This is a genomic window from Ruegeria sp. HKCCD7255, assembly GCF_013031565.1.
Lineage (GTDB): Bacteria > Pseudomonadota > Alphaproteobacteria > Rhodobacterales > Rhodobacteraceae > Ruegeria.
Genome location: NZ_WQAG01000001.1, coordinates 167,064 through 190,113 on the forward strand (window position 1 = coordinate 167,064; position 23,050 = coordinate 190,113).

Genomic DNA, 23,050 nt, shown 5'->3' on the forward strand with positions numbered 1-23,050 from the left:
CTGGATGGGCTTCCTAAGATACCGCCGGTGACAGTTCCTTGTTCGCGAACCGTTCGCGCAGCACGTTCTTTTGAACTTTTCCCATAGTGTTCCGCGGCAACTCTTGGACGAGTTCGTAGCGGCGAGGATGTTTGAATCGCGACAGCTTGTTTCTGATGATCGACTCGATCTGTTCCACCTGAAGCTGTGCTCCAGGCTCGGCAACCAGAGTGGCAATGATCGCTTCGCCGAAGTCTCTGTCGGGGATTCCGAAAACCGCCGATTCCTGAACGCCATCGACATCGGTCAAAACGTCTTCAATTTCTTTAGGGTAGACGTTGTATCCACCAGTGATGATCAGGTCTTTTGACCGACCTACAATCGACAGGTAGCCATCCTCGCTGTATTGGCCCAGATCTCCGGTGATGAAAAATCCATTTTCTCGAAGCTCTTCAGTCGTTTTTTCGGGCATTTGCCAATAGCCCTGAAAAACATTGGGGCCACGTACTTCGATCATTCCGATCTCGCCCTGGGGCAGCGGTTCTCCAGTTTCAGGGTTGGTTACGATCACCTCAGTGCCGGGTATGGCCATACCAACAGTTCCCGCGCGACGCTCACCGCCATAAGGGTTAGAGGTGTTCATGTTCGTTTCGGTCATACCGTAGCGCTCAAGGATACGGTGGCCCGTGCGCGTTTCGAACGCCACATGGGTCTCTGCCAGCAACGGGGCTGAGCCGGAAACAAACAGACGCATGTTCTCTGTGATCTCATCGGTGAAACCTTCGTCGGCCAGCAATCGGGTATAAAACGTGGGGACTCCCATTAGAAGGGTCGAGTGGGGCAATTCCTCCAAGATCATTCCAGTGTCGAATTTTTTCATCAGCCGCACTTTGGAACCGGCGAGTAGTGTGGTGTTCATCGCCACGAAAAGCCCGTGCGTGTGAAAGATGGGCAACGCGTGAATCAAGCGATCAGCGTCGGTGATACCCCACAAATCCACAAGGGCTTGGGCATTGGACAGCAGGTTTCGGTGGCTGAGCATCGCGCCCTTGGACCGGCCCGTGGTACCTGATGTGTAAAGAAGCGCCGCGAGGTCGTCCGGCGCGCGATCCACAGTTTCGAATACACAAGGCTGTGCGTCCGCTTCGCGGCTCAAGCTTGGATTTTCGCCGCCCAAGGTCAGCAGCTTTGCACCAGACCGGGTCGCCAATTGTTCGAATTCAACTTTGTCGTGGCTGTCGCAAACGATTAACGCAGGTTGCGCATCAGAGATGAAATAGTCCAACTCTGCCATGGTATAGGTAGTGTTTAGGGGCAGGTAGACAGCACCTGCCTGAACCGAAGCGGCATAGAGCGCAATCGTGTCGGCCTGCTTGGGCACTTGCACAACGATGCGACTGCCAGGGGAAACTCCGCTGTTCCGCAAGACATGCGCGATTTGCGCGGTGCGCTGCAGAAACGCATCATAAGTGACCACCTGGCCATTATCGAGTTGCAGGAATGGAGCCGTGTTGCCCTCGTGGCGGGCAAACAAACTGTCGTAAAGTGTATTAGTCACGCTGTATTTTCCCTGGGCTTTACCGCAAGCGTCGCAGTTGAAGCCGCGCGAATTGAACGCGAGGCTTGGATCGTGGCACTTGTCGCGAATTCTTCGTGGTAACGTTCTGTTTTGTTCAAATCGTAAAGGTAATTGACCATCGCACCTCCGGACTGGGCGCGTCCGTTTGGCGACTGATCTGCCTGGGCATGCAGGTCATGAAGCTCGGCACCATTTCCCAAGTGAAAGCGCGCTACAGGGTCAAGCGGCATGCCATCTTCGCGCTTGGCGAACATCAAGTACCGGGCGGCCATCGCGCGCAGGTCCTGCGGTGTTGCTGTTTCTGCAAGCACGGCCTCGGCGGCATGCCCGTGTTCCGGGTTGCCTGTTTCACCAGCCAGCCACCGGTTTAGCCCCGGTATCGGCGACAATGTCACAAAGGTATCAAGCCCGCGAAGCTCCCGCGAAAGCTCGGTCACAACCTGCTTGATCAATAGATTCCCAAAGCTGATGCCCGCCAAACCCTTTTGGCAGTTTGAAATGGAATAGAACGCCGCGACCTTTGCCTCCTCGGCTTCGATCGGTTCTGGTGCTTCGGATAGAAGCGTATCTATTGCATCCGGGATTTCGGCGGTCAGAGCGACCTCAACAAAAATCAGTGGCTCATCTGGCATCGAAGGATGGAAGAACGCGAAACAACGACGGTCTGGCGGGTAGAGCCTTCGCCGCAAATCGTCCAGATCGTTGATTTGGTGCACCGCTTCATAGGCGACGATCTTATCCAGAACGCGGGCAGGGGTGTCCCAGCTGATTTGCTTGAGGACAAGAAAGCCCCGGTTGAACCAGCTGCGCAATAAATGGACGAAATCGATATCTGTTCGCTTGAGTTCCGGTTTGGATTTGAGAAAGCGCAGCAGATCAACGCGCATGGCTACAAGTTCCTGCGTCGCACCAGACGGCTGGTTCAGCCGTCGCAATAACTCTTGCCGCCGTGGCTCTGAAACTTCGCTAAGTCTTTCATAAAGGTTGACACTTTGGTCACTGGCGTAGAGGCGGGCTGCTTCAGAAAGCTGATTTGCGTCCAACTCTAGCTTGTCATTCAAATAGACAAAAAAGTCTAGTTTCTCCGCATCATTCAGGGTGTGGTAGCGCTCAAGGATCGTAGACGCGAGCGTGAATCCGGAAACTTCACCTTCCGCAGATAAAAGCGCCTCACATAGTTCGGCAATGGACCGTTTGTCATCCTTGCCACGCCTTTTGTCGGGACGGTCCAGCAATTGGTTTAGTAGATCACCCAGAAACCAATTCCGCTGCATTTCAGGGCTCCATCTGGCTGCTAAGGTACTCACCTGTTCGGCGGTAGTGATCGATTAGGTGCCGAGTTGCGCTGTCTGCGTCGTGATTTAATGCGGCGTCTAGGATTTGCTGATGTTCGGCGGCGATGTCTCGCTTTTTGTAGCTCGACCCGCCGGCCGCACGATAGCGGTAGCGAATGTTCAGGTCGTAAAGCTGCGAGCAATACCGCAGCAGCAACGGCAGTTTCGAATTGTCCAACAAGGTCATATGAAACGCCTTGTGAGCGTTCTCAAAGTCTCGTGCCCCGTTCTGGCTGGCCTTTTTCATATGATGGTGACGCAAGACAAGCCGATCTTCCCAGGCCGCATCCGCATTGGTGATGGAAGCGCGCAACGCGGTTTCTTCAAGGTTGCATCGAAGCAGAAGGATTTCCTCAAAGTTACACTTGCTGACTGGCGCTGCCCGAAATCCGCGCTGATCAATCCGCTCGACCAACATGTCCGAAGTCAAAAGGCTGAGCGCTTCGCGAACCGGACTAGCGCCAGTGTCCAAAAGCCCGCGAAGCTGTTCGATCTTGAGTTTTTGGCCCGGAGGTAATACTCCGGTCAGGATCATTTCGCGCAGCCTTCGATACGCTCCATGAGTGGCTGATGTCTCTTTGCCCTCAGTATCAAGCATGGCGCCCATATCCGACTGTTCCTATTTCGCGGCAAATACTCTTGAGCGCTCTTAACTGAGGGCACTCGTTCCAGTCGATAGACCAACTGAAATGTTCAGCGAGCCTTCGTTGATCAACCAGCGCCGAAGTACAAAGCTACGTGCCCCACTTTTGTGCATGGGATCGTCTTCGGCCAGCTTCCGGGCGGACTCAAGGCTGTCGGCGCGATAGATGATCAGCCCCATCCCCTGCATATGCTCGCCGGTTTCATCCGACATGGGGCCTGCAAAAGCCAGCTGCCCCGAACTTTCCAGCTGCGCCTGATACGCCAAGTGATCTGGCAGCGACGCCTTTACATCTTCGGGCGCTTTGGCTGGTGTGCTCAGCGCGACGTAAAGCTCCAAAGCAAGCGCGCCGCGGCCTTTTGCTCCTGATTTGTAGTCTGCCCAAGCAACCATTTGCCGCCTCCAAAAATATCGATATTATTTGACATATGGCAAAATAGTCGGCAAAAATCAAGCGAACTGACATGGATGGTGAAAATGAAATACCTGGTGGGAGAGACTTCGGAAGGCACAGCGGTTTTTGCTGTAAACGGCGAAAACGCATTGAATCTAACGGCTTTGGAACCTGCTGTCGGTTCGGATTTGATGAGTTTGATAGCCAAGCCTGAACTGGCCGACTCACTTGCCAGCAAAATTGACACGGCAGACAGTGTGCCCGTGTCTTCCATCACTCCGGCATTGCCCGTTAGCGCTCCAGGAACGATCATTTGCATGGGGTTGAACTACACGGACCACATCAAGGAAGGCGGGTATGATATTCCAGAGTATCCGACGCTGTTCATGCGCGGGAAGAACTCGATCATGGCGGCGGGGCAACCCATGGTGCGGCCTGCCTGTTCCGAGAAGCTCGACTACGAAGCCGAACTTATGCTGATCGTTGGAAAGCGCGGACGCCATATCTCGGAGCGGGACGCACTGGATTATGTCTTTGGCTACACTGTATTCAACGATGGTTCGCTGCGGGACTATCAGCGCAAAACCGTTCAGTGGACGCCCGGCAAAAACTTTGATGACACGGGCGCGATCGGTCCTTTCACCGTGACTCCGGATGAGTTGCCCGAAGGGGCATCAGGTCTGAAGATCGAAAGCCGTGTGGGTGATGAAATCCTTCAAAGATCGAATACCGCCAACATGATTTGGGGGGTTCGTCAGGTCATCGCGACGATTTCGGAATATACTACTTTGGAGCCGGGGGATCTGATTGCGCTAGGTACGCCTCCTGGTGTCGGGCACGCCAAAAAGCCCAATCCCCGTTGGTTGAAGCCCGGTGAAACCGTTGAGGTCGAGATTGAAGGCATTGGAATTTGCGCCAGCCCAGTCATTGACGAAAAAGACGCCAAGTCCAAGGTGGCCGCAGCATGACCGCAGCAACCGGGGCAGAGCTGGAAGCACTTCGCGCCAAGGCGCAGCAAGATCATCGTGATCTGCGCGAGCGCATTCCACGCTTGTCGGATGACGCGATCGCCTTGATCCTGCGCGAATCCAGATCGCACTACGCGTGGACCAACAAGCCTGTTTCTGACGACATACTTGAAGAGATCTACGACATCACGATCAACGGCGCGACCAGCATGAATACGTTGCCCGCGCGCTTCGTTTTCGTGAAAAGTCCCGAAGGGAAAGAGCGGCTTGCAAAGTCTTTAAAGTCGAAGAATGTGCCAAAGATGATGGATGCTCCGGTCACGGCGATCATTGCCTATGACATGGACTTCTGGAAGGAACTGCCCTTTCTTTTCCCGCACGAAGACCGTCGGCCATTGTTCGAAAACAAGCCTGACTACGTGGCAGACACGGCCTTTCGAAATGGCACGCTTCAGGGCGCTTACTTCATGATTGCGGCCCGGGCTGTCGGGTTGGACGTCGGCGCCATGTCAGGTTTTTCGAACAAGATCGTCGATGAGGAGTTCTTCGCGGGCACGACGCTCAAGTCCAATTTTCTTTGCAATCTGGGCTATGCGGACGAAACCGGATTGTTCCAGAAGCTACCACGTTTTTCATTCGAAAAGGTTTGCTCGTATGCATGAGGAGGTGACGCTATGGCTATGAAAGTGAAACCCGTCGTGACTTACCGTACGACAGCTCAATGCCCGACTCATGCGCGGACTGAGATACCGATTCGCGGTCTTGATGTTGTTGTTGATGAACCCGTAGAACGCGGCGGGACAAATCTTGGTCCGTCTCCGACCGAAACCGCAATGGCAGCCCTGATCGCTTGTACGAATGTCATCGGGCACAAGAACGCACATCGGTTGGGAGTTTACCTCGGCAATGTGACAATCGACGCGAAATGCAGGTTGGACCGGCGTGGTGTGCTGATGGAGGAGGAGATCGATGTTCCGTTTCCGGAAATTGAACTCACCGTGAATTGTGAGACGCCCGCCAGTCAGGAGGAACTGACGCGCGTGGGCGAGGAGACAGCCAAGTATTGCGCCATCGCAAAACTGTTTGAAGCGGCAGGCACGGACCTGACCGTAAACTGGGTCAAAGCAAAAAAATAAAAATGACCCGACTTTCTGGGAGGAGAGAAATGAAAAACTGGACCAAACGCAGCCTAGTGGGCGCTGCTCTGGCAGGTGTCATGGCGATGCCCCTCGCGGCAGAAGAGACCATTTCAGCTGTTGTGATTGATGGGTACCCAGATCGGGCCTTATGGGTGAAGGAATTCACCAACTTCTTTATTCCTGAAGTGAATAAGCGGTTGGCCGAGTCCGGCAATTACAAGATGAACTGGCAGGAGAACTATGGCGGTTCTATTGTAAAACCCAAAGGTGTTCTGGAAGGCATACAGTTGGGTTTGGGCGACATTGGCATCGTCACAACCATCTTCCATTCGTCCAAGCTGCCCAGCCAGGGAATCTCGGGCTCGACACCATTCGTCGCGTCGGATGCTCGTGCAGTGGCCAAGGCAGTTGACGAGATCGCGCGAGAATACCCGGCTATGCAGAATGAGTTTGCTGCGCAAAATCAGGTTTATCTGGCGACAGGCGTTGTGCTCGACACATATCAGATGTTCTGCTCAGAGCCGGTCGAGAAAGTTGCAGATCTTGAAGGACGCAAGATCGCGGGTGCCGGCCTGAACTTGCGCTATCTCGAGGGTATCAAGGACGCGGCAGGCGTACGCGGAGGCCTCACTGATTTCTACAACATGGTTCAAACCGGCCTTGTCGATTGCGTAATGATTTGGCCGGAAGCTTCCAAGACGTTCAAAATCGTCGAAGTGGCCCCTTACATGTTGAAGGCAGACCTTGGTGCGGTGAATACAAAAACAGTCACCGTCAATGCCGACTACTGGGCGAGTCTGCCCGATGAGGTCAAAGAAGTACTACAGGCCGTGGCTATCGACTACCGTGACCACGTGGCAGGTATTGCAATGGATCGAGCCGCTGCATCGCGAGATGCATTTGTAGAAGCTGGCGGATCGATCATTGAAATCTCGGACGAAGACCGCGCTGCGTGGGCAAATGCGATGCCCAATGTTGCGCAGGAATGGGCTGCAACGCTGAATGAGAACGGCGAGCAGGGCACAGATATGCTGGCCGCTTATCTCGGCAAGCTGCAGGACGCCGGTTTTACCGGAGTACGCGACTGGACGGCCGAATAACTGGCTGGCGATCCACGAAAGGGGCCTTTCATGCTGAAGACCGCAGTTGCTGGCTTGTCGCGGGTCGCCAATTCGCTTGCTATCGTCGCCAATGCATTGGGTACGCTTGTCGTCCTAGCGTTGGTGGTCGTTCTGAATGTTGACGTCATTGCGCGGGGCCTGTTTTCGGCCCCACTGCGCGGCACCTACGAGATGGTGCAATTCTCGGTCGTGATGATCGTGTTCCTGCAGCTGGCCGACGTTGTCAGAGTGGATCGATTGACGCGCTCAGATGGGTTTCTGAACCTGCTACACCATCGTCGCCCCGTTCTGACAGCCAACCTGAGGCGCATCATCAACGCCATTTCGGCAATCTTCATGGCCTTGATCGCCTATGTAACCTTCCCAGAATTTCTTCACATGTGGGAGACACAGGACTACTTCGGAGTGCCCGGTCTTTTCACATTGCCTTGGTGGCCGGTCAAACTGGTCATCGCGTGTGGTACTGCGCTTGCCTGCGTGATCTTCCTGCTCAAGGTCGTCACGGCGCAGGACCGCCCGCAACTTATTCGCACCCCAGAGCATGACGAGGTCGCAGAATGACGCCGATTGAGATTGGCCTGATCTCGGTCGTTGCCATAGTCTTTCTGATTTACGCGGGCGTCTACATTCCGATTGCTTTGGGTGTGGTCTCCTTCGTGTCGATCTGGCTGATGCGGGACAACTTCACGCTTGCGCTCAACCTGCTGAAGGTTGCGGTGGGCGACAGCGCGATGGAATACAGTTTCGCGACAATCCCTCTGTTTACCTTTATGGGGCTCATCGTTTCAAAAGCGGGACTAGGCGGGGATATTTACGAGGTCATGACCATGCGATTTCGCAAGGTCAAAGGCGGTATCGGAATGGCGACCGTCGGAGCAAATGCCGTGTTTGCGGCCGTTACTGGGTCGTCAATTGCGTCCGCATCAGTGTTCACCAAGGTCTCTGTCCCGCAGATGATGGCGCAGGCATATAATCCACGTTTTGCGGTTGGGGTTGTGGCCGGGTCGTCGGTTTTGGGGATGATTATTCCACCCTCGGCGATGCTGATCATCTATTCCTTTGTCGCCGAACAGTCCGTAGGGGACATGTTTCTGGCGGGAGTAATACCCGGTATCATGCTGGCAATAGCTTATGTGGTCGCGATCTGGTTGATGGGCCGTTTTAAACCTGCATTTGTGGGCGGCCGGGTCGTCGAAGACACCGAATGGATGTCCGGGCGCGAGATCGCATCCAAGACCCTGCCCACATTGTTCATTATCACGGTAGTGCTCGGTGGTATTTACACAGGATGGCTAACCGCTGTCGAGGCGGGTGCCGCTGGGGCACTGGTTGCGCTCGTGATCGCAGTCGTACGCAAATCCATGACACCAAGAGCGTTCTGGGACGCGTTGCTGGAAACCGGTCACATTACAGCGGCGATCTTGTTCCTGATTACGGCGGCTTCGATCTATAGTCGCATGCTGGGGCTGGCCGGGCTGCCCAATCAGTTGCAGGATTTGCTCGCGGGAAATTCCGCGTCCTTTTGGTCGATCATGCTGCTCTACGTTCTCTTGATGCTTTTTCTGGGAACTTTGCTCGATACGGCGTCCATCATTCTGATCGTCGTCCCGCTGTTCCTGCCCATGGCCGAAGCCCTGGACATGTCGTTGGTCTGGTTTGGTATTATCACTGTGGTCGGCGCCGAAATCGGGCTTTTGACCCCGCCTTTGGGCATATCTTGCTTCGTCATCAAATCGACGATCAACGATGACCGAATATCGCTCAAGGATGTGTTTATGGGCGCACTTCCCTTTGCGTTCGTGATGCTGATCGTTCTGTTTATTCTGATCGAGTTCCCGATCCTCAGCCTTGCCCTGATTTAAGGAGGCCCAAATGCGCTCTGTCACCAAAGACAATATCACCGACGTGTTCATGGGATACCTGTCCAAGGACACCGATCCGCGGATGAGAGAAATCATGGGGTCTCTGGTCAAGCACCTCCACGACTTCGCGCGAGAAACCAACTTGACACATGACGAATGGCGCGCCGGGATTGCGTTTCTGGAGGGATGCGCTGCAGTGGAATCAGAGGACAGGCATGAGTTCGTGCTCGCCTCGGATGTGCTGGGCCTGTCGTCATTGGTGGACATGTTGCATTCAAGTTCTGATGCAACAAGTTCGTCCGTACTTGGCCCTTTCCATGTCTCTGGCGCGCCGCCTCTGCCATTCGGCGGGGATATGAAGCGCCACTACGGTGGACCTGTGCTGCTTGCTGAAGGCGCGATCCGGGACACCGATGGTAATCCGATTTCCGGTGCAGCGCTGGATATCTGGCAAACCGCGCCGAATGGAATGTATGCAAGCCAGGACGAAGAACAGGACACCTATTCTTTTCACGGCCTGATGACTACCGGTGACGACGGTAAGTATGCATTCACGACCGTCAAGCCAGTTGAATACACGGTACCGTCAGATGGGCCAGTCGGGGATATCCTGCGCGCCTGCGGCCGCCATCCCTGGCGACCTTCGCACCTGCACTATATCGTCAAAGCTCCTGGCTACCGTTCTTTGGTCACTGAGATTTTCCCCGACGACGATCCTTATCTAGATCAGGATACAGTGTTTGGTGTTCGGGATGATCTGGTGATGACCTATGTTGAAAGGCCAGTTTCAGAATTTCCTGATGGCATGGAGCTTTCTGGTAAGATCACTGAACCATTCTTGCACGTGAAGTTCGATGTGAAGCTTGCCAAAGTCTGAACGATATTGAGGAGGCTTGTGGTGCTGAAACAAATCTTCATATTAGGTGCCGCGCTGATTTGCAGTAGTGCTATCGCAGAAGAACGCCCGATCTTTGACGCGCATATTCATTACAGCCACGATGCCGTCAAACTGGTTCCTCCCGAACAGGTGGCTAATATCCTTCGGGATGCGGGCGTGCGTAAAGCCCTGGTTTCCAGCTCGGATGACAATGGCACTCAGCTGTTGTTGGCCGCGGCACCGGACATCGTCGTTCCAGCGTTGCGCCCGTACCGTCGTCGCGGTGAAATCAACACCTGGATGCACGATGAAACTGTAATTGGCTATCTGGAAGAAAACCTGGCCAAAAACGACTACGAAGCCATCGGCGAGTTTCACGCTTACGGAGACGACATTAAGACGCCGGTTATCCAGAGCATGATTGCACTGGCGAAAGAGCGGAACCTCATTCTACACCACCACGGTGATCGAGAGGCAGTTGACCTGATCTTCAAAACCTGGCCTGAAGCTCGGGTACTGTGGGCCCACTCTGGCTTTGATGATCCGGCGAGTGTTGTTGACGCGCTGGACACCTATCCCAGGCTTTGGGCCGATTTGGCATTTCGTTCAGACATGGTCTCACGAGGTAGTATCGACCCGAATTGGAAGGCTGCGTTCGAAGCCCATCCCGATCGGTTTATGGTCGGTACGGATACATTTGCGCCGGAACGCTGGTACTATGTCGGCCCCCACGCAGATTTTTCGCGTGAATGGCTGGATTTGCTGCCGGATCAGATTGCGGACAACATCGCCTATGCCAACGCAGAACGTTTGCTGGCATCAGAATGATCCGCAGCGCTTTCTGGTTTATGATTTGGTCCAGCACGGCTTTTGCTTGTGACGTAACTGGGCAACGTATGAATTCGGAAGTTCAAAACGCACCCGAGGTTTATCTGTCCGTCGATGAAATCCCGTTGGCTCGACCGTTTTTCGTTCTGGTTTCTATTTGTAGTGAAACTGCCGTGGGCCAAATGCGTGTGGATGCAACCATGCCCGCTCATCGACACGGTATGAACTATACCCCCAAAGTTACCGCCTTGGGCGGCGGAGCGTTCCGCGTTGATGATATGCTGTTTCACATGCCGGGTTTGTGGGAGCTGCAGGTCTATGTCGACATCAATGGCCAATCAATTTTCTACTCGTCAGAAATTACGCTGAAATGACACTGTGGTTTACAGCTGCGCTAATAGCCCTGACAGGTGCAGTGCGTGCAGAGGTCTTGTTGTCTGCAGACGAAATTGAACAAGCGCTTTCCTTTGGGCCTTGGCCACCATCCTTCCATACGGACCCAAGCAATAGAGTTTCGAACAATGCCAGAGCGATCGCGCTTGGAGAGGCCTTATTCAACGATCCGGTGTTGTCCGTCGACGGTGCATTTTCTTGCGCAAGTTGTCATGATCCGGAACAAGCATTTACAACTCCAGAGGCGCGGGCGCTCGGCCGTGTACTGTTAGATCGAAACACTCCATCGCTGCGGAACCTGGCCGGACTCCGCTGGTATGGGTGGGGTGGCAAAAGCGATAACCTTTGGGCAGCCAGCCTGCATCCGATCATCGAAGAACAAGAGATGGCGCACAGCCCTGAAAGCCTAAAAACAGCAATGTCTGAAAGTGCCTACACTAATGACTTTGAAGCTATTTTTGGCGTCATCCAAAATCAGGGCCCAGAGCTTGTTCTGGTGAATGCCGCGAAAGCTCTTTCGGCTTACTTGGGGACTTTGGTTACAGACCGGACGCAGTTTGACGATTTTCGCGATGCCTTAGAGCGTCGAGATTTTCCAGCGGCTGCCTACTACCCCGAGGCAGCCCAGCGAGGTCTTCAGCTGTTTTTAGGGCGCGGGAATTGCGTGTTTTGCCACAACGGCCCGAGGTTTTCCAACAATGAGTTCCACGATGCTGGTGTACCATATTTTTTGAATGAAACCGAGGTCGACGAAGGTCGGTTTAGTGGGTTGAACTTTTTGCTCTCAAGCCCCTACACACTGGAGGGCGACTGGAATGACGATCCGGATAGGCAAGGTGCTTGGGCGGTTCGTAATGTACGCCGGAGCCACGCTGATTTTGGAACCTTCCGCACGCCCAGCCTGCGCGGAGTGGCTGAAACCGCACCGTACATGCATGACGGCAGCCTAAAGGATCTGAACGCTGTGGTCCGACATTACAGCAAAATCAATACGGAAAGGCTGCACGCCGACGGTGAAGCCATTCTCTCGCAATTGAATTTGTCTGAGCAAGAGATTGCAGACTTAGTTGCGTTTTTGATGACGCTGTCCAAGGCGCCTTACTAAAGCGTTTTTGTTCTAAGCCCGGGAATGGGTTATTTGGTAAGCTGGTTCGGCGACTATCGTTAGCAGTGCCGATGAGGGGGTGCTGCTCGCTCTGGGTCAGAATTGCTTGACGTTTGGGTCAGAAATGGATGACGTGATCGGCCGATTTGTTGAGGTTTTGAAGTCGATTGAGTCAAATATCAGTGACGTTCCACATAACTCCCGAAAAACAGTGTTTTCGTCAGTATGGCCCATGTGGTGAATCCGAGGCGTTTTGTCTCAAGACATCTTCGAGGCAACCGCGCTGGGTTTAATGGGGTGTTTCACCCCATTTCATATGGTCCGCCTTCCTGTAGTTCGCCGAATGCCGCCCAAACCTCGTGGCAGGCACCTTCGAACGCCACATCATCTTTTGGGATGCTGGCCTTGAAATTGGGGTAAGACATTTGGTTGCCCAAGTACATCAGCACGGTCACGAGGTGGTTGCGCGGTATGAATGCCCGGTAACGGCAATCGCCGCCCAGTGTTTCGATCACCTGACCGTCCATGCCATAGTCGCGCAGCAATTCAGCGTCCTGTGCGCGGCGAAACCGGAGGCAGACGCGGGATCCCATGTGCGGCCCGCTGGTGTTGCCGTCCTCATCCTTGGCAACGGCTGAGAAAAAGCCCGAACCCTCGGGCGTCGAGAATGCTACCCACATCTGCAGGTCCTCCTATTTTTTGGGAAAGGGCGCGCTGTCTATCAGAAAAAAATACAGGGTCGTCAAATCGAGGGGCTTGCGCGCTCGGTTGCTTGGCCTGGATGCGCAAACCGAGATCTCAAAATCCGGCGGCGGATACGTGATGGTTGGCGGCTTCGTCCCGCGTAGCAGCCGTCGACACCGAGGGCAGCGAACGTCTGCTTTGAGCCCATAGTTCCGGATTCCGTGCTGGCGACAAACGTCCGCTTCAGCGTTCTTAAACCAAAAAGAATCGTGTTTTGTGCTATTGAGTTGACGGTTTAGAATGCTCAGTAGAATGATCCGCTAGTAATGTTTCTCGGATGCCGACTATTATTGAAGGATTGGTATTTGCAGGAGTTGACCCCTCTTAGATCCGAGGAGCTGGCATCTCAACGGGCAGCCGCTATTGGGCGTTCGATAGCTCTGTTTTTCATAGCAGTTCTTGTGACCTTTTTGTCGCCTTGGCCTGCACCCATCTTCACGGTTGCATTGTTGTTGATCTTTGCGCTTCTGGGTTGGGCCCCTTGGTTGGTTGCAAGTTCGTCGTGGGGAAAACCATGGCATCAATACGCGTTTGTTTTTGCAGATTTCTCATTACTTACGTTCACGTTGTTGTTCCCAAACCCTCTGGTTCCGTTTGATTATCCACCGCAGTTTGCATTTCGCTTTGGCCCCTTCATTTACTTTTTCGTTTTACTCTCGGGACTGGCCTACGTTTATCAGCCGCGATTGGTTTTGTGGGGTGGTGTTTGCGGATCGCTCACTTGGGCAATCGGCGTCGGATTTCTTTTCAACCTTCCCGACACCGTTTCGCCGGAGATCAACAACGCTAATTTGGAAGACGCTTTATCTATGGCAGCCCAGCCGACATTCATAGACATTGATGTTCGAATACAGGAAATTGTGGTTTTCCTCATAGCATCGGGTCTGCTTGCTTTGGCAGTCAAAAGATCGAGAAATATCGCGGTCAGGCAGGCGAGTCTTGCGAGGGAGAAAGAGAATCTCGGGCGATACTTCCCGAAGAAGACAGCGCAGTTTCTCGCGGAACGCTCAGATCCATTTTGGCGCCCGAAGGAGCACAGCGCGGCAGTTCTTTTTGCAGATTTGGTTGCATTTACAACCTGGTCGGAAGAACGCGAACCTGTAGAAACGATTGGCATATTGCGCGAAGTGCACGGAATACTCGCAAACATCGTGTTCCGCCACAACGGAACATTGGACAAGTTCATTGGAGACGGTCTAATGGCTACGTTCGGGACACCCGAGCCAACGGACAGTGATGCGTCAAACGCATTGCAGGCAATGATTGAGATGGTTAACGAATTTGAGCGTTGGAAAAAGACCAAGAGCAAGCTTGAGGGGGGCGATCTCAAGCTCGCAATCGGCGCGCACTATGGTCCGGTCGTAATCGGAAACATTGGAACAAGGCAACGCCTTGAGTTTGCTGTTCTGGGCGACACCGTGAATGTTGCTAGTCGGCTGGAAAGCGCGACGCGAAACGTCGGCTGCTGTGGTTTGGCAAGTAGTGAGCTCGTTGAAGTCGCACGAAAAGAAACCAAAGGAGAAGAATCCGGTTTCATTGACAATTTGATTGAACAAGGTCGGATCAAACTGCGCGGACGGAAAGAGGAAATCGATGTCTTTGGCCTATAGGCCGTTGTCGGTTCGTCCGTCTGAATTCAAACCACGTACCGCTCATTCCGCACTTGCTGTACGGCGGATGGCAACAAATTGGTCAGCCGATTCAGCATTTGAAGAGCAGACATTGGGTGGATTTCACTGAGTGTCCGCTCTGCACAGGAGGCGGACTGTGCAAAGTCTGGGTGCAGATCGTAACGAACTCTATTCTCTCAGTATTCCGGCCTTACCGTCTTCAACCCAACCGTTTCTTGAATCTTAGAGTCGCCACTAGCAACCCGAATGCTGCGAATCCGATCATCCAGAGAATTCCCCAACGTAACTCGTATAGCGACGCGTCGCGCAGGACCACGCCGCGGATCATGTCCATGAAATGGGTTGCCGGCAGGACCTGAGCAATCATCTGGACGGGTTGTGGCATACCGTCGAAGGGGAACATGAAGCCCGACATCAAGATCGAGGGCAACAGGACAAAGATAGTCATCTGCATCGACTGCAATTGGCTCTGCGCAAGCGTGGAAATCACCAGCCCAAGCGAAAGGCTTGCGATGATGAACAACAAGGTCACCACAAGCAAAGTGCCCAACCCGCCGTTTATCGGTACATCGAAAAGAACATGCCCTAGGCCGAGGATTATTACGACCTGTATCAAGCCCAGAAAGATGTAGGGGATGATCTTGCCGATCATCAGTTCGATCGACTGAATTGGCGTGTTGATCAGCATCTCCATATTGCCCCGCTCGCGTTCGCGAACAATGGCGGCTGAAGTGAACAGGATCATCGTCATGGTCAGGATCACACCGACAAGGCCCGGCACGATATTGACCGCGGACCGCTGCTCCGGGTTGAAGTAAAGCGTCACTTCGAAGGTGGGCACCTGCCGGTTTGGTGGTTGTTTCAGCAGTTCTGTCAAAGGCATCGTGCGCAAGGATTTGATTGCGCTGGCGACCATCGTGTCTGAGCCATCGACGATCCAGTGGGCAACCGGTCGGCTGCTGGTCTGGTTGGTTGCGTTTGGTAGGCCCAGCCCAACAGACGAGCTGCGAACAAGGCGTTGGCTGACATCCGGAGGTATGATCAGTGCGGCACGCACGCGGGACTCAGTGATTGCGCGCTCCGCCTCTTGAGGGGTGGTCAGCTCTTCAGTGATTGTCACGACCTGTGTGGCCTGAACGATCTGCGCCAGCGTGCGCGACAGCTCGGTTCTGGATTCATCTACCAGAGCGACGGGGACGTGGCGTAAGTTGGTGTTGATGGCATAACCAAATAAGAGCAGCTGGATCAGAGGTATCATGATCACCATAGCAAATGTCATCCGGTCCCGCCGCAGTTGCAGCAGCTCTTTTTTCAGCACAGCAACGGTGCGGCGTGGCGAGATCATTGTTCTGGCCCCCGTGTGGCGCTGACAAAGACGTCCTCGAGGTTCGGTCGTTGCGGTGTCAGGGACAGGTCGGGATATGCACTTAGCTTTGTGCGCAGCATATCCGCTGGCTGTGGCTCGGATTTATCAACAAGCACACGCAGCCGTGACCCGACTTGCGCGGTTGATAGGATTTTAGGCTGGCCGTCCAATAGGTGTTTCACCTTTCTCAGGTCAGGTCCTTCAACCTCTACAACATTGGCTTGCAAATCATCCATCAACTGACGCGGAGATCCATCTGCCTTTTTCACCCCGTGTTGCAGGATGGCCAGCCGGTGACAGCGCTCGGCTTCGTCCATGAAATGGGTCGACACGATCATTGTCGCCCCCTGATCCACAAGATCAAACAGCTGTTCCCAGAACGTGCGACGGGTTTCAGGGTCAACGGCCGAGGTCGGTTCATCTAGAAATAACAGTTTTGGTCGGTGTATGACGGTGGCTGCAAGCGCCAGCTTCTGTCGTTGCCCGCCGCTCATGCTGCCGCTGAGCTGATCAGTGTTTGTTGTCAGGTCATAGGTGTGCAGTAGCTCTTCAATCCGGTCCTTGGCCGACTTCACTGGAATGCCATATATTTCCGCCGCGAACCGAAGGTTCTCCAGTACTGTCAAGTCGCGGTAATACGAAAAGATCTGCGTCATATACCCGATCTCGTTCTTCAGCGGCTCAGCTGCTTCGGGCATCGATTGACCCAAAACCGAGATCGCCCCGCTACTGGGTCTCAGCAGCCCAGTCAGCATGCGCATGGTCGTGGTCTTGCCGCAGCCATTGGGACCAAGAAACCCGTAAATCTGGCCTGTTTGGATTTCGAGATCCAGGTTGTTAACGGCAGTATTGTCTCCGAACTGCCGGGTCAGACCTTTCGTCGAGACGACAATATCATTCATGGCATGGGGACCTGCACGGGCACTCCGGCGGGCAGGTCAGGGGATGCGGTGGGTAGGTCTATCTCGGCCAAATAGACAAGCCGGGTTCGGTCATCCTGGTTCAAACCGTAATAGGGGGTGAAGGACGCGTTGTCGCTGATCCAGCGGATCACGCCGTCCAACGGATCGGCCAGCCCGTCTACGCGCACTTCCAGCGTTTCGCCGGGTCTCAGATTGACGCGATGTGGCTCGGGAACGTAGACACGCGCATAGGGAGCTTGGCCCGTGACGATCACGGCCACCGGGCTGCCGAAGGTTACTCGTTCACCCAAATTCCACGGCAGGGAATCCAGCACGCCATCTCGGGTGGCGATAACCGTCAAGTTGTCCAGAACAGTTCGCTGCGCGGAAACCGACGCTTCGGCGGCCCGTACGTTGGCTTCGGCAACTGCCAGGTCTTCGGGCCTGGTGCCGTTCTGCAGCTCTTTCAGCGATTCCCGAGCGCTGGCCAGTTCAGCCCGCGCGGAATCGCGTACGGCCAGATCATTTTCCACCTGAGCCTCAGTCACGACCGACTTCTTGACCAGTCTGGCGTTTCGGTCATAGATGGCCTCGGCATCGGCAAGACGTGCAACAGCGCCTGCGACTTTGGCTTTGGCAATTGCAATCTCTTCCTCGCGTGGCCCCACCTGCAACTTCAGAAACGTGGCCCGCGCCTTTTCCAGTTCAGCCTGCGCCAGTGCCAGCTTTGCGCTTTGCAGTGTGGGGTCGAGCTGAACCAGCGTGTCGCCAACCTTGACCACAGCGCCTTCGGCAATTGGTAGATCAACGACGATTTCGCTGGCGGTCGCGGTCAAGGCCACCCGGTCGCGCGCCAATACGCCCAAAGCGACGCTGGTATCGGAACCAGAGCACCGGTCTAGAAAAGCGGGCAGTGCAGCCGCCAGAATAAAAGGTGTGGAGATAGTCAGATTCAACAGGGCTTCCCTCCGGTGATTGGTCTTCGAGCGCGTTGGATAACAGTCAAAGTATACAATCAGGAAATCTGATTTATGTATACGGTTCAGCAACTACAGATAGCAGGAGAGGTAAAAGGGGGCAGGCGCGTCAGCCACTCCTTCAGTATTTCTCCGATCAGATGGATATTATCTCCCTGCAGGAAATAAGTATCTTTCCCGCTATCAACCACTTCGAAATTGCGAATGGTCCGGCGGTACCATGTCACCTTTTTGCCCCAATGGCTCCTCCGGAGCGACGCGTAAAATATCAGCATCGGGGCCCCGCGCTGCGAAGGCCACTATCTTCTCCGGTATTGTTGTATAGTTGGATAGATATTTACAGGGCATCAGGACTTTTTGCCACGCGATACCCGGTCGATATTTTCAAAATTGTTCGTTTCTACTTCCATCTCGTTCAGGAGGAAGTCTCAAATCAGATTTTCGAATGGAAGATGCACTGCACCAAACGATATGGGTTAGCGGCAGAAAAGTCCGCACGCTCCACGTTCGCCCGCGTATCGATTTTGCATCCGCAGCGAACGGCGGCTCTGACAGGCCGCACCGTAGCGATGGTTTTCAAGGATGAACGGCAGCAATGGGCCGAGCAACGCCAAAACAAACCATTGATCCCAAAAAAGGCATATCGCCACGTGCCAAGGGGCCGTCAGATGCTCTTAAAAATCTGCCCTCTCTTTGCTACCTTTAGCCATGCTTATCCCTAAGCGATATGCGTTTCGCAAGATGACGTCGGCTGATCTTGCTATGATCTCGGAATGGCAATCGCACCCGCATGTTCGCGAATGGTGGGACTCCAATGAGCCAAGCACGAATAAAGAACTGGAAGACGCACGAGTCCGACGATGGATCGTTTCGCTTGCAGAACGCCCGTTTGCATATATCCAGGATTACACTGTTCACGGTTGGGAGGATCACCCTTTCTATTCCCTTCCGCCGGGATCTCGGGGCATCGACCAGTTCATTGGTGAGCCAGATATGATCGGGCGCGGGCACGGCCCGGCCTTTATCTATGAGCATCTTAAACGGGTGTTTTCCGCAGGAGCCCCGGTTGTCGCAACAGATCCGCACCCGGACAATGCGCGTGCGATCGCGGCCTATCATAAGGCGGGATTCTCTGTCTTTGGTGAAGCGCGGCAAACGCCCTGGGGGCCGATCCTGCCGATGAAGGTCAGCCTTTAGACAATCTTGCTGCGCCAGCCTGTACATCTGGCGCAAACATTTCTCGCCTTAAACGACTCCATGTTCCGTGACTTGCAAGGGATGCGCTTCCACCCAATCAGCCAGAAAGGAGGACATCTCGGGAACGGTTGCGAATTGTGAGGCGTTTCGAGGAAGCGCTACGCCGTTCTCCAGCGCCAGACGCGCACAATCGATGTGATGGCGATGTGCCCTTTGCGGGCAATTTTCGGACCCGTGAACGATCGTTGAGAGCAAGGTCCCTCCGTAGGCGTTTGTGTGGTTCAGGTCCGGGTTCTGGCCCAGAAAATATGACATGACGTTGGGCATTCCTTCCCAACCAGCAAGGTGCAGGGGCGGCATACCCATCTCATCCGGCAGATTTGGCTCAAAGCCAATTTCGACTAGACGTTGCATGTGAGGCAGGGTTCCTTCGCGCCAGACGAGGCGGCAAAGAAGAAACTTCATCTCTTGCGACAGGGCATTCATGTCAATCTGGTCATCCTCCTTTGATATTCCGTCCGCTGCCCGCGCCAGTTGCTCTTCAATCAACGTCAACTGCGTGGATGCACGTGCATGTTCCAGAACCGCCGCGACACCCCTGTTTCCGAAAATACGGGCAAAAGCATAGGGAGAGTGGCCGCGGCTAACAGCATTTGGGTTTGCGCCATGATCCAACAAGAGCCGAGCGATTTCGCCCGAAGCCAAACGTCGGGCCGCTTGATGCAAGGCGGGGATCACCAAGGAAGGTTCACCCGACGGATGAGGGTTGATGCCTTCATTGGGATCAGCACCGTGTTTCAGCAACAGCCGAACAGCATCGGTGCTGTTGAAGTCAATCGCCCTCGGCAATGCATTTGTTCCCTTCGGATTTGCCCCGTGCGCCAGCAACATACGAAGACCGTCGGTATGGGCCAGTTCCGTGGAATGGTAGAGGGATTCATCGTCGTCGGGATTTGCCCCATGCTCCAACAGCCACCTGGCCAAAGGCATGTTGTCTGCATGGCCGATCGCACCGTAAAGCGCGGACAAGCGGTGATCTGCTTCGGGGTCGAAGGCGAAACTGTCATTCACATCTGCCCCGTGTTCGACAAGCAATTCCGCCATAGCAAGCATCTCGGGTTCTTTCTCAGGTTTCATCCCCAGATATCTTGAAAACGCCAGATGGCACATAGGTCTCCGCGGCGGGTATTCGCGTGTCGCAGCACCGGGATCCTGCGCAAGGATCTTGCGCATCGCAGTCACGTCATAAAGAGCAACGAGCAAAGGCACCTGACCCTCGGCAAGGTCCGGCTCATCCGCAAGCAGATGCTGGATCGTCTCTATTGAGCCGTTGTAGAGCGCCCAACGCAGCCGTCCCTGTTTCTGTGCGCGATCCATACCTTGTGTTTCAACGGCAAGTTTCAATGCTGGCCAAGAAGCGTATCCCGTCTCGCGCGCGATGACATGCAGACAATCCGCGTGTTTGTAGGCACCGTTTGCGGGGGGCGCTACTATGCCATGGACGCGAAGCATGGCACCTTTGTCGCCTTCTGTCAGAGCTTTGCCTAAAGCCTTGGCATCACGGCGCAGTTGATCGAGTGATTTGGTCATCGGTCTTCCCTCCAATGCCCGACGGTCCGCTAATCCGGGCTGAGAAACCGATGTGGTTTTCACACATTCTGTTCGAGGTGCCGATGACAGCTTTCCGCGGACCAGGGGGTCGCCTCGGAACGACCTCAGTTCAGCGTAGCGCTTGCGGGAATTTCCCGCAAGTCAGTAGCGGATCAGAGGGCAGTTTGGGCAATTAATGTTCGCATTAGATGGCTGCCGATTGGGCAGCGATCGCGGCTTTTCTGTTGGCGACTTGCCACCGACTATTGGGCCAGTCAATTCATCGATTTTGAGTGGCAATCAATGTATACTATCGGCTCTAGCTGCCAATCCAACTGTGCGCGGGAGGATCGAATGAACGATAGGAGCAGCCCAACTGAGGGAATGATTGACATGGAGGAAATTCCCTCCCGCAGAAGCACTCTATTCAATCTCGCGCGGACGATGTTCGGGAGATGGCCGATAAGGTTCTGGCCGCATCAGATGAAATACACATTGCTGACTATGGCTGTGGCACCGGATCAAACGCGATTTTGTCAATCAAGCCTGCCGTAAAGTCTTTTGCTGACCGCTACCCTGGTCGCGCTATCTATGTTCACCACGTCGATCAGGCGGAAAACGATTGGAATACCCTATTCGAATGCGCTGCTGGCCAGGACGGTTACATCACTCTCTCTTCCAATGTTCGCCCAGTTGCAAGTATGGGTAGTTTTTTCTCAATGGCTGCACCGGCGTCGTCCATTGACGTTGGAACTTCGTTCGGTGCGAGCCATTGGCTCAGCTTACAGCCCAGCATTTCTTCAAAAGGTGCGCTCTGGTTCGCAGACCTTCAGGGAGAAGCTCGCCTGGAGCTCAAAAAACAAGCGCAACGAGATTGGGAAACCTTCCTAACCATGCGACTTCGAGAGTTGCGTCGTGGTGGCAGGCTTATGGTCTCGACGCTGGGGGCTATTCCAGATGCGGGCGAGGTCAATGGAATTTGCAGCTCTGGCAGACATACCTATCGCGCGATGTACCACGTCGCCGAAACGATGGTGAACGACGGGTTGATATCTGAGCATGCGCTTCGTGACTTCCTTATGCCAATCTGGTTTATGTCCAGGGAAGAGACGCTCGAGCCATTTCAACGCAACAAGGACTTGGCAGATGGCTTTTCGATCGAAAGAGCGGAGGTTGTCCCGGCTCAGCACAACCCGAAAGATATCTTTGCAGATCAGATCAATGCGCCCCAAGAGTACGCTGCAAGCTATAAGGGCTTTGTTCGCTCCTTCACCGAGTCCACGTTCAGGCATTCTTTGTTGCGCGGTGAAACTGACCAAACGACCAAAGCTAATCTCAACGAGTTCTACGACCGCTTTGAAACGCTTATCAAAAACGGGGCAGGCAAATACGCGTTTGAAATCTGGTTGTTGACGATTGAGCTTAGAAAACAATGAGCGGACAGCGAGGCGAATGTGTTTCAAGCTTGCCTTTTTGCAGCACCTGTCTAGCAATCTCGCTCAGCCTTTTTTCCAGGGGGAGCCAAAATGCGTTTTGTTGTCTTCATTCTTCTTCTTGCCCAAGTCCTTCCGGCGTTTGCGGATAGCGTTCCGGAATGCGGCAAATTTACTGTTTATTTGGAAGACCTTAAAATTACGTCAGGTGGTAACAGTATCGGAGATGTTGCGGTTGGGCATGTCACAGTTTTCAGTGAAAACGACCAGATGATCGGCATGCAGAACGTCACAACGCTGATTGCACCTGGTTCGGGCGAGGGTGAAACTCAGCTCATAGTAAACGCTCACCTAACCATCGACGGCAACCAACTGATCTATTCTGGTTCCTACCCCAGCCCGACTAACCCCGACACCGCACCCCATTTCGAAACCCAATTGGCAGTTGTCGGTGGCACCGGCGTTTTCAAAGGTGCAAGCGGTCAGGTGAGCTTTTTCGAGAAAGACGCCAAACGCGCTGCAGCGTTTGATATCGAGTGTTTGGGCTAGCCAAAGTCTTCAAGGGGCGCGGGCGGTCAGAAGAAAAGTCAGCTGCTGGCTATTGATGCACAGATAAAACAGGCAGCAACCTGTCCGCGTTTTTTTTGCATTCCGCCACAGGTGGCATCTTGCCGAGTGGCACGAATTGGGCGCGGGACAAAGGACAGTTTCACTTGCCTATTAGAATCGAGTTCGAATTCGCACGAAAGCACCCTGGCGTAGGCTGCTAAGTCGATACTGTCGCCTCCAATTGCGTACCAAACTGTTCCATTGGTGCTGACGTATAAATTACGTTCATTTTAAAGAAATCTTCTGGGCGGTTCACGATGTTGCTGACCGCGCGGCGTGTGCTGAGCACGACGCTGGTAAAGACTACACGGAGATATCGGCCCATCGGACGGACAAGAAAATCGTGGATAGGTTCGCAATGGGCACAAAGCCGCATCGT

General features: G+C 54.1%; 24 protein-coding genes. 15 read left to right on the top strand and 9 right to left on the bottom strand.

The features are described 5' to 3' along the window. Positions 1-13 precede the first annotated feature (13 nt). From GOX45_RS00845 to GOX45_RS00860, 4 genes are read right to left on the bottom strand one after another with little or no spacing between them, the layout of a single operon-like run. A complete protein-coding gene (locus tag GOX45_RS00845) occupies positions 14-1,537 on the bottom strand; it encodes a malonyl-CoA synthase (protein WP_171097050.1) in 1,524 nt (507 codons plus the stop codon). Beyond that, a complete protein-coding gene (locus tag GOX45_RS00850; protein ID WP_171097052.1) occupies positions 1,534-2,832 on the bottom strand; it encodes a malonyl-CoA decarboxylase domain-containing protein in 1,299 nt (432 codons plus the stop codon). Before GOX45_RS00850 ends, GOX45_RS00845 begins: the two co-directional genes overlap by 4 nt. A 1-nt stretch (position 2,833) precedes the next feature. Continuing rightward, positions 2,834-3,490, bottom strand: a complete 657-nt coding sequence (locus GOX45_RS00855; protein ID WP_254445893.1) for a GntR family transcriptional regulator — start codon at positions 3,488-3,490, stop codon at positions 2,834-2,836. A gap of 51 nt (positions 3,491-3,541) precedes the next feature. Beyond that, the gene (locus GOX45_RS00860) at positions 3,542-3,928 is read right to left on the bottom strand and encodes a YciI family protein (RefSeq protein ID WP_171097056.1); all 387 of its coding nucleotides are present in this window, start codon (positions 3,926-3,928) and stop codon (positions 3,542-3,544) included. 84 nt (positions 3,929-4,012) lie between these two features. Here GOX45_RS00860 and GOX45_RS00865 point away from each other — a divergent pair, with 84 nt between their 5' ends. Genes GOX45_RS00865 through GOX45_RS00910 form a run of 10 tightly spaced genes read left to right on the top strand, consistent with a single transcriptional unit; the run spans position 4,013 to position 12,222 of the window. Next, positions 4,013-4,897 carry a fumarylacetoacetate hydrolase family protein gene (locus GOX45_RS00865; RefSeq protein ID WP_171097058.1) on the top strand — a complete coding sequence of 295 codons (885 nt, stop codon included), beginning with the start codon at positions 4,013-4,015 and terminating at the stop codon, positions 4,895-4,897. Next, a complete protein-coding gene (locus tag GOX45_RS00870; RefSeq protein WP_171097060.1) occupies positions 4,894-5,559 on the top strand; it encodes a malonic semialdehyde reductase in 666 nt (221 codons plus the stop codon). Before GOX45_RS00865 ends, GOX45_RS00870 begins: the two co-directional genes overlap by 4 nt. Before the next feature lie 12 nt (positions 5,560-5,571). After that, complete coding sequence (locus GOX45_RS00875) at positions 5,572-6,033, top strand: OsmC family protein (RefSeq protein ID WP_254445894.1); 462 nt, start codon at positions 5,572-5,574, stop codon at positions 6,031-6,033. 29 nt (positions 6,034-6,062) lie between these two features. After that, positions 6,063-7,136 carry a C4-dicarboxylate TRAP transporter substrate-binding protein gene (locus GOX45_RS00880; RefSeq protein ID WP_171097062.1) on the top strand — a complete coding sequence of 358 codons (1,074 nt, stop codon included), beginning with the start codon at positions 6,063-6,065 and terminating at the stop codon, positions 7,134-7,136. A 30-nt stretch (positions 7,137-7,166) separates the two neighbouring features. Beyond that, the gene (locus GOX45_RS00885; protein ID WP_171097064.1) at positions 7,167-7,718 is read left to right on the top strand and encodes a TRAP transporter small permease; all 552 of its coding nucleotides are present in this window, start codon (positions 7,167-7,169) and stop codon (positions 7,716-7,718) included. Then, the gene (locus tag GOX45_RS00890) at positions 7,715-9,019 is read left to right on the top strand and encodes a TRAP transporter large permease (protein WP_171097066.1); all 1,305 of its coding nucleotides are present in this window, start codon (positions 7,715-7,717) and stop codon (positions 9,017-9,019) included. Before GOX45_RS00885 ends, GOX45_RS00890 begins: the two co-directional genes overlap by 4 nt. A 10-nt stretch (positions 9,020-9,029) precedes the next feature. Next, positions 9,030-9,896 (top strand): dioxygenase, encoded by an 867-nt coding sequence (locus GOX45_RS00895; RefSeq protein WP_171097068.1) that lies wholly within the window; start codon positions 9,030-9,032, stop codon positions 9,894-9,896. Positions 9,897-9,917: 21 nt separating this feature from the next. Continuing rightward, positions 9,918-10,724 (top strand): amidohydrolase family protein, encoded by an 807-nt coding sequence (locus GOX45_RS00900; protein ID WP_171097070.1) that lies wholly within the window; start codon positions 9,918-9,920, stop codon positions 10,722-10,724. After that, positions 10,721-11,098: a hypothetical protein gene (locus GOX45_RS00905; RefSeq protein ID WP_171097072.1), complete on the top strand. Its 378-nt coding sequence runs from the start codon at positions 10,721-10,723 to the stop codon at positions 11,096-11,098. Before GOX45_RS00900 ends, GOX45_RS00905 begins: the two co-directional genes overlap by 4 nt. Next, positions 11,095-12,222, top strand: coding sequence for a cytochrome-c peroxidase (locus GOX45_RS00910; protein WP_171097075.1), 1,128 nt, complete (start codon positions 11,095-11,097; stop codon positions 12,220-12,222). The genes GOX45_RS00905 and GOX45_RS00910 overlap by 4 nt, the downstream gene beginning before the upstream one ends. 302 nt (positions 12,223-12,524) lie before the next feature. Here GOX45_RS00910 and GOX45_RS00915 read toward each other — a convergent pair whose 3' ends face one another. Further along, a complete protein-coding gene (locus tag GOX45_RS00915; protein WP_171097077.1) occupies positions 12,525-12,902 on the bottom strand; it encodes a hypothetical protein in 378 nt (125 codons plus the stop codon). Between the two features lie 369 nt (positions 12,903-13,271). Here GOX45_RS00915 and GOX45_RS00920 point away from each other — a divergent pair, with 369 nt between their 5' ends. Beyond that, a complete protein-coding gene (locus GOX45_RS00920) occupies positions 13,272-14,576 on the top strand; it encodes an adenylate/guanylate cyclase domain-containing protein (protein ID WP_171097079.1) in 1,305 nt (434 codons plus the stop codon). A 220-nt stretch (positions 14,577-14,796) separates the two neighbouring features. On the opposite strand, the gene GOX45_RS00925 is transcribed toward GOX45_RS00920, so the two are convergent. Genes GOX45_RS00925 through GOX45_RS00935 form a run of 3 tightly spaced genes read right to left on the bottom strand, consistent with a single transcriptional unit; the run spans position 14,797 to position 17,821 of the window. Continuing rightward, positions 14,797-15,942 (bottom strand): ABC transporter permease, encoded by a 1,146-nt coding sequence (locus tag GOX45_RS00925; RefSeq protein WP_171097081.1) that lies wholly within the window; start codon positions 15,940-15,942, stop codon positions 14,797-14,799. Next, entirely contained in the window at positions 15,939-16,865 is a 927-nt protein-coding gene (locus tag GOX45_RS00930; protein ID WP_171097083.1) for an ABC transporter ATP-binding protein, read from the bottom strand. Before GOX45_RS00930 ends, GOX45_RS00925 begins: the two co-directional genes overlap by 4 nt. After that, positions 16,862-17,821, bottom strand: coding sequence for an HlyD family secretion protein (locus GOX45_RS00935; protein ID WP_254444253.1), 960 nt, complete (start codon positions 17,819-17,821; stop codon positions 16,862-16,864). Before GOX45_RS00935 ends, GOX45_RS00930 begins: the two co-directional genes overlap by 4 nt. Before the next feature lie 161 nt (positions 17,822-17,982). Between GOX45_RS00935 and GOX45_RS00940 the strand changes: the two genes are divergently transcribed. Both GOX45_RS00940 and GOX45_RS00945 read left to right on the top strand, forming a co-directional pair. After that, positions 17,983-18,564: a hypothetical protein gene (locus GOX45_RS00940; protein ID WP_171097084.1), complete on the top strand. Its 582-nt coding sequence runs from the start codon at positions 17,983-17,985 to the stop codon at positions 18,562-18,564. Continuing rightward, positions 18,551-19,039 (top strand): GNAT family N-acetyltransferase, encoded by a 489-nt coding sequence (locus tag GOX45_RS00945; protein ID WP_171097086.1) that lies wholly within the window; start codon positions 18,551-18,553, stop codon positions 19,037-19,039. Before GOX45_RS00940 ends, GOX45_RS00945 begins: the two co-directional genes overlap by 14 nt. A gap of 48 nt (positions 19,040-19,087) precedes the next feature. Here GOX45_RS00945 and GOX45_RS00950 read toward each other — a convergent pair whose 3' ends face one another. Then, entirely contained in the window at positions 19,088-20,629 is a 1,542-nt protein-coding gene (locus tag GOX45_RS00950; protein ID WP_171097088.1) for an ankyrin repeat domain-containing protein, read from the bottom strand. 455 nt (positions 20,630-21,084) lie between these two features. Between GOX45_RS00950 and GOX45_RS00955 the strand changes: the two genes are divergently transcribed. Then, positions 21,085-22,065, top strand: coding sequence for a hypothetical protein (locus GOX45_RS00955; RefSeq protein WP_171097090.1), 981 nt, complete (start codon positions 21,085-21,087; stop codon positions 22,063-22,065). Between the two features lie 90 nt (positions 22,066-22,155). Continuing rightward, complete coding sequence (locus GOX45_RS00960) at positions 22,156-22,611, top strand: hypothetical protein (protein WP_171097092.1); 456 nt, start codon at positions 22,156-22,158, stop codon at positions 22,609-22,611. The last annotated feature ends 439 nt before the right edge of the window (positions 22,612-23,050 follow it).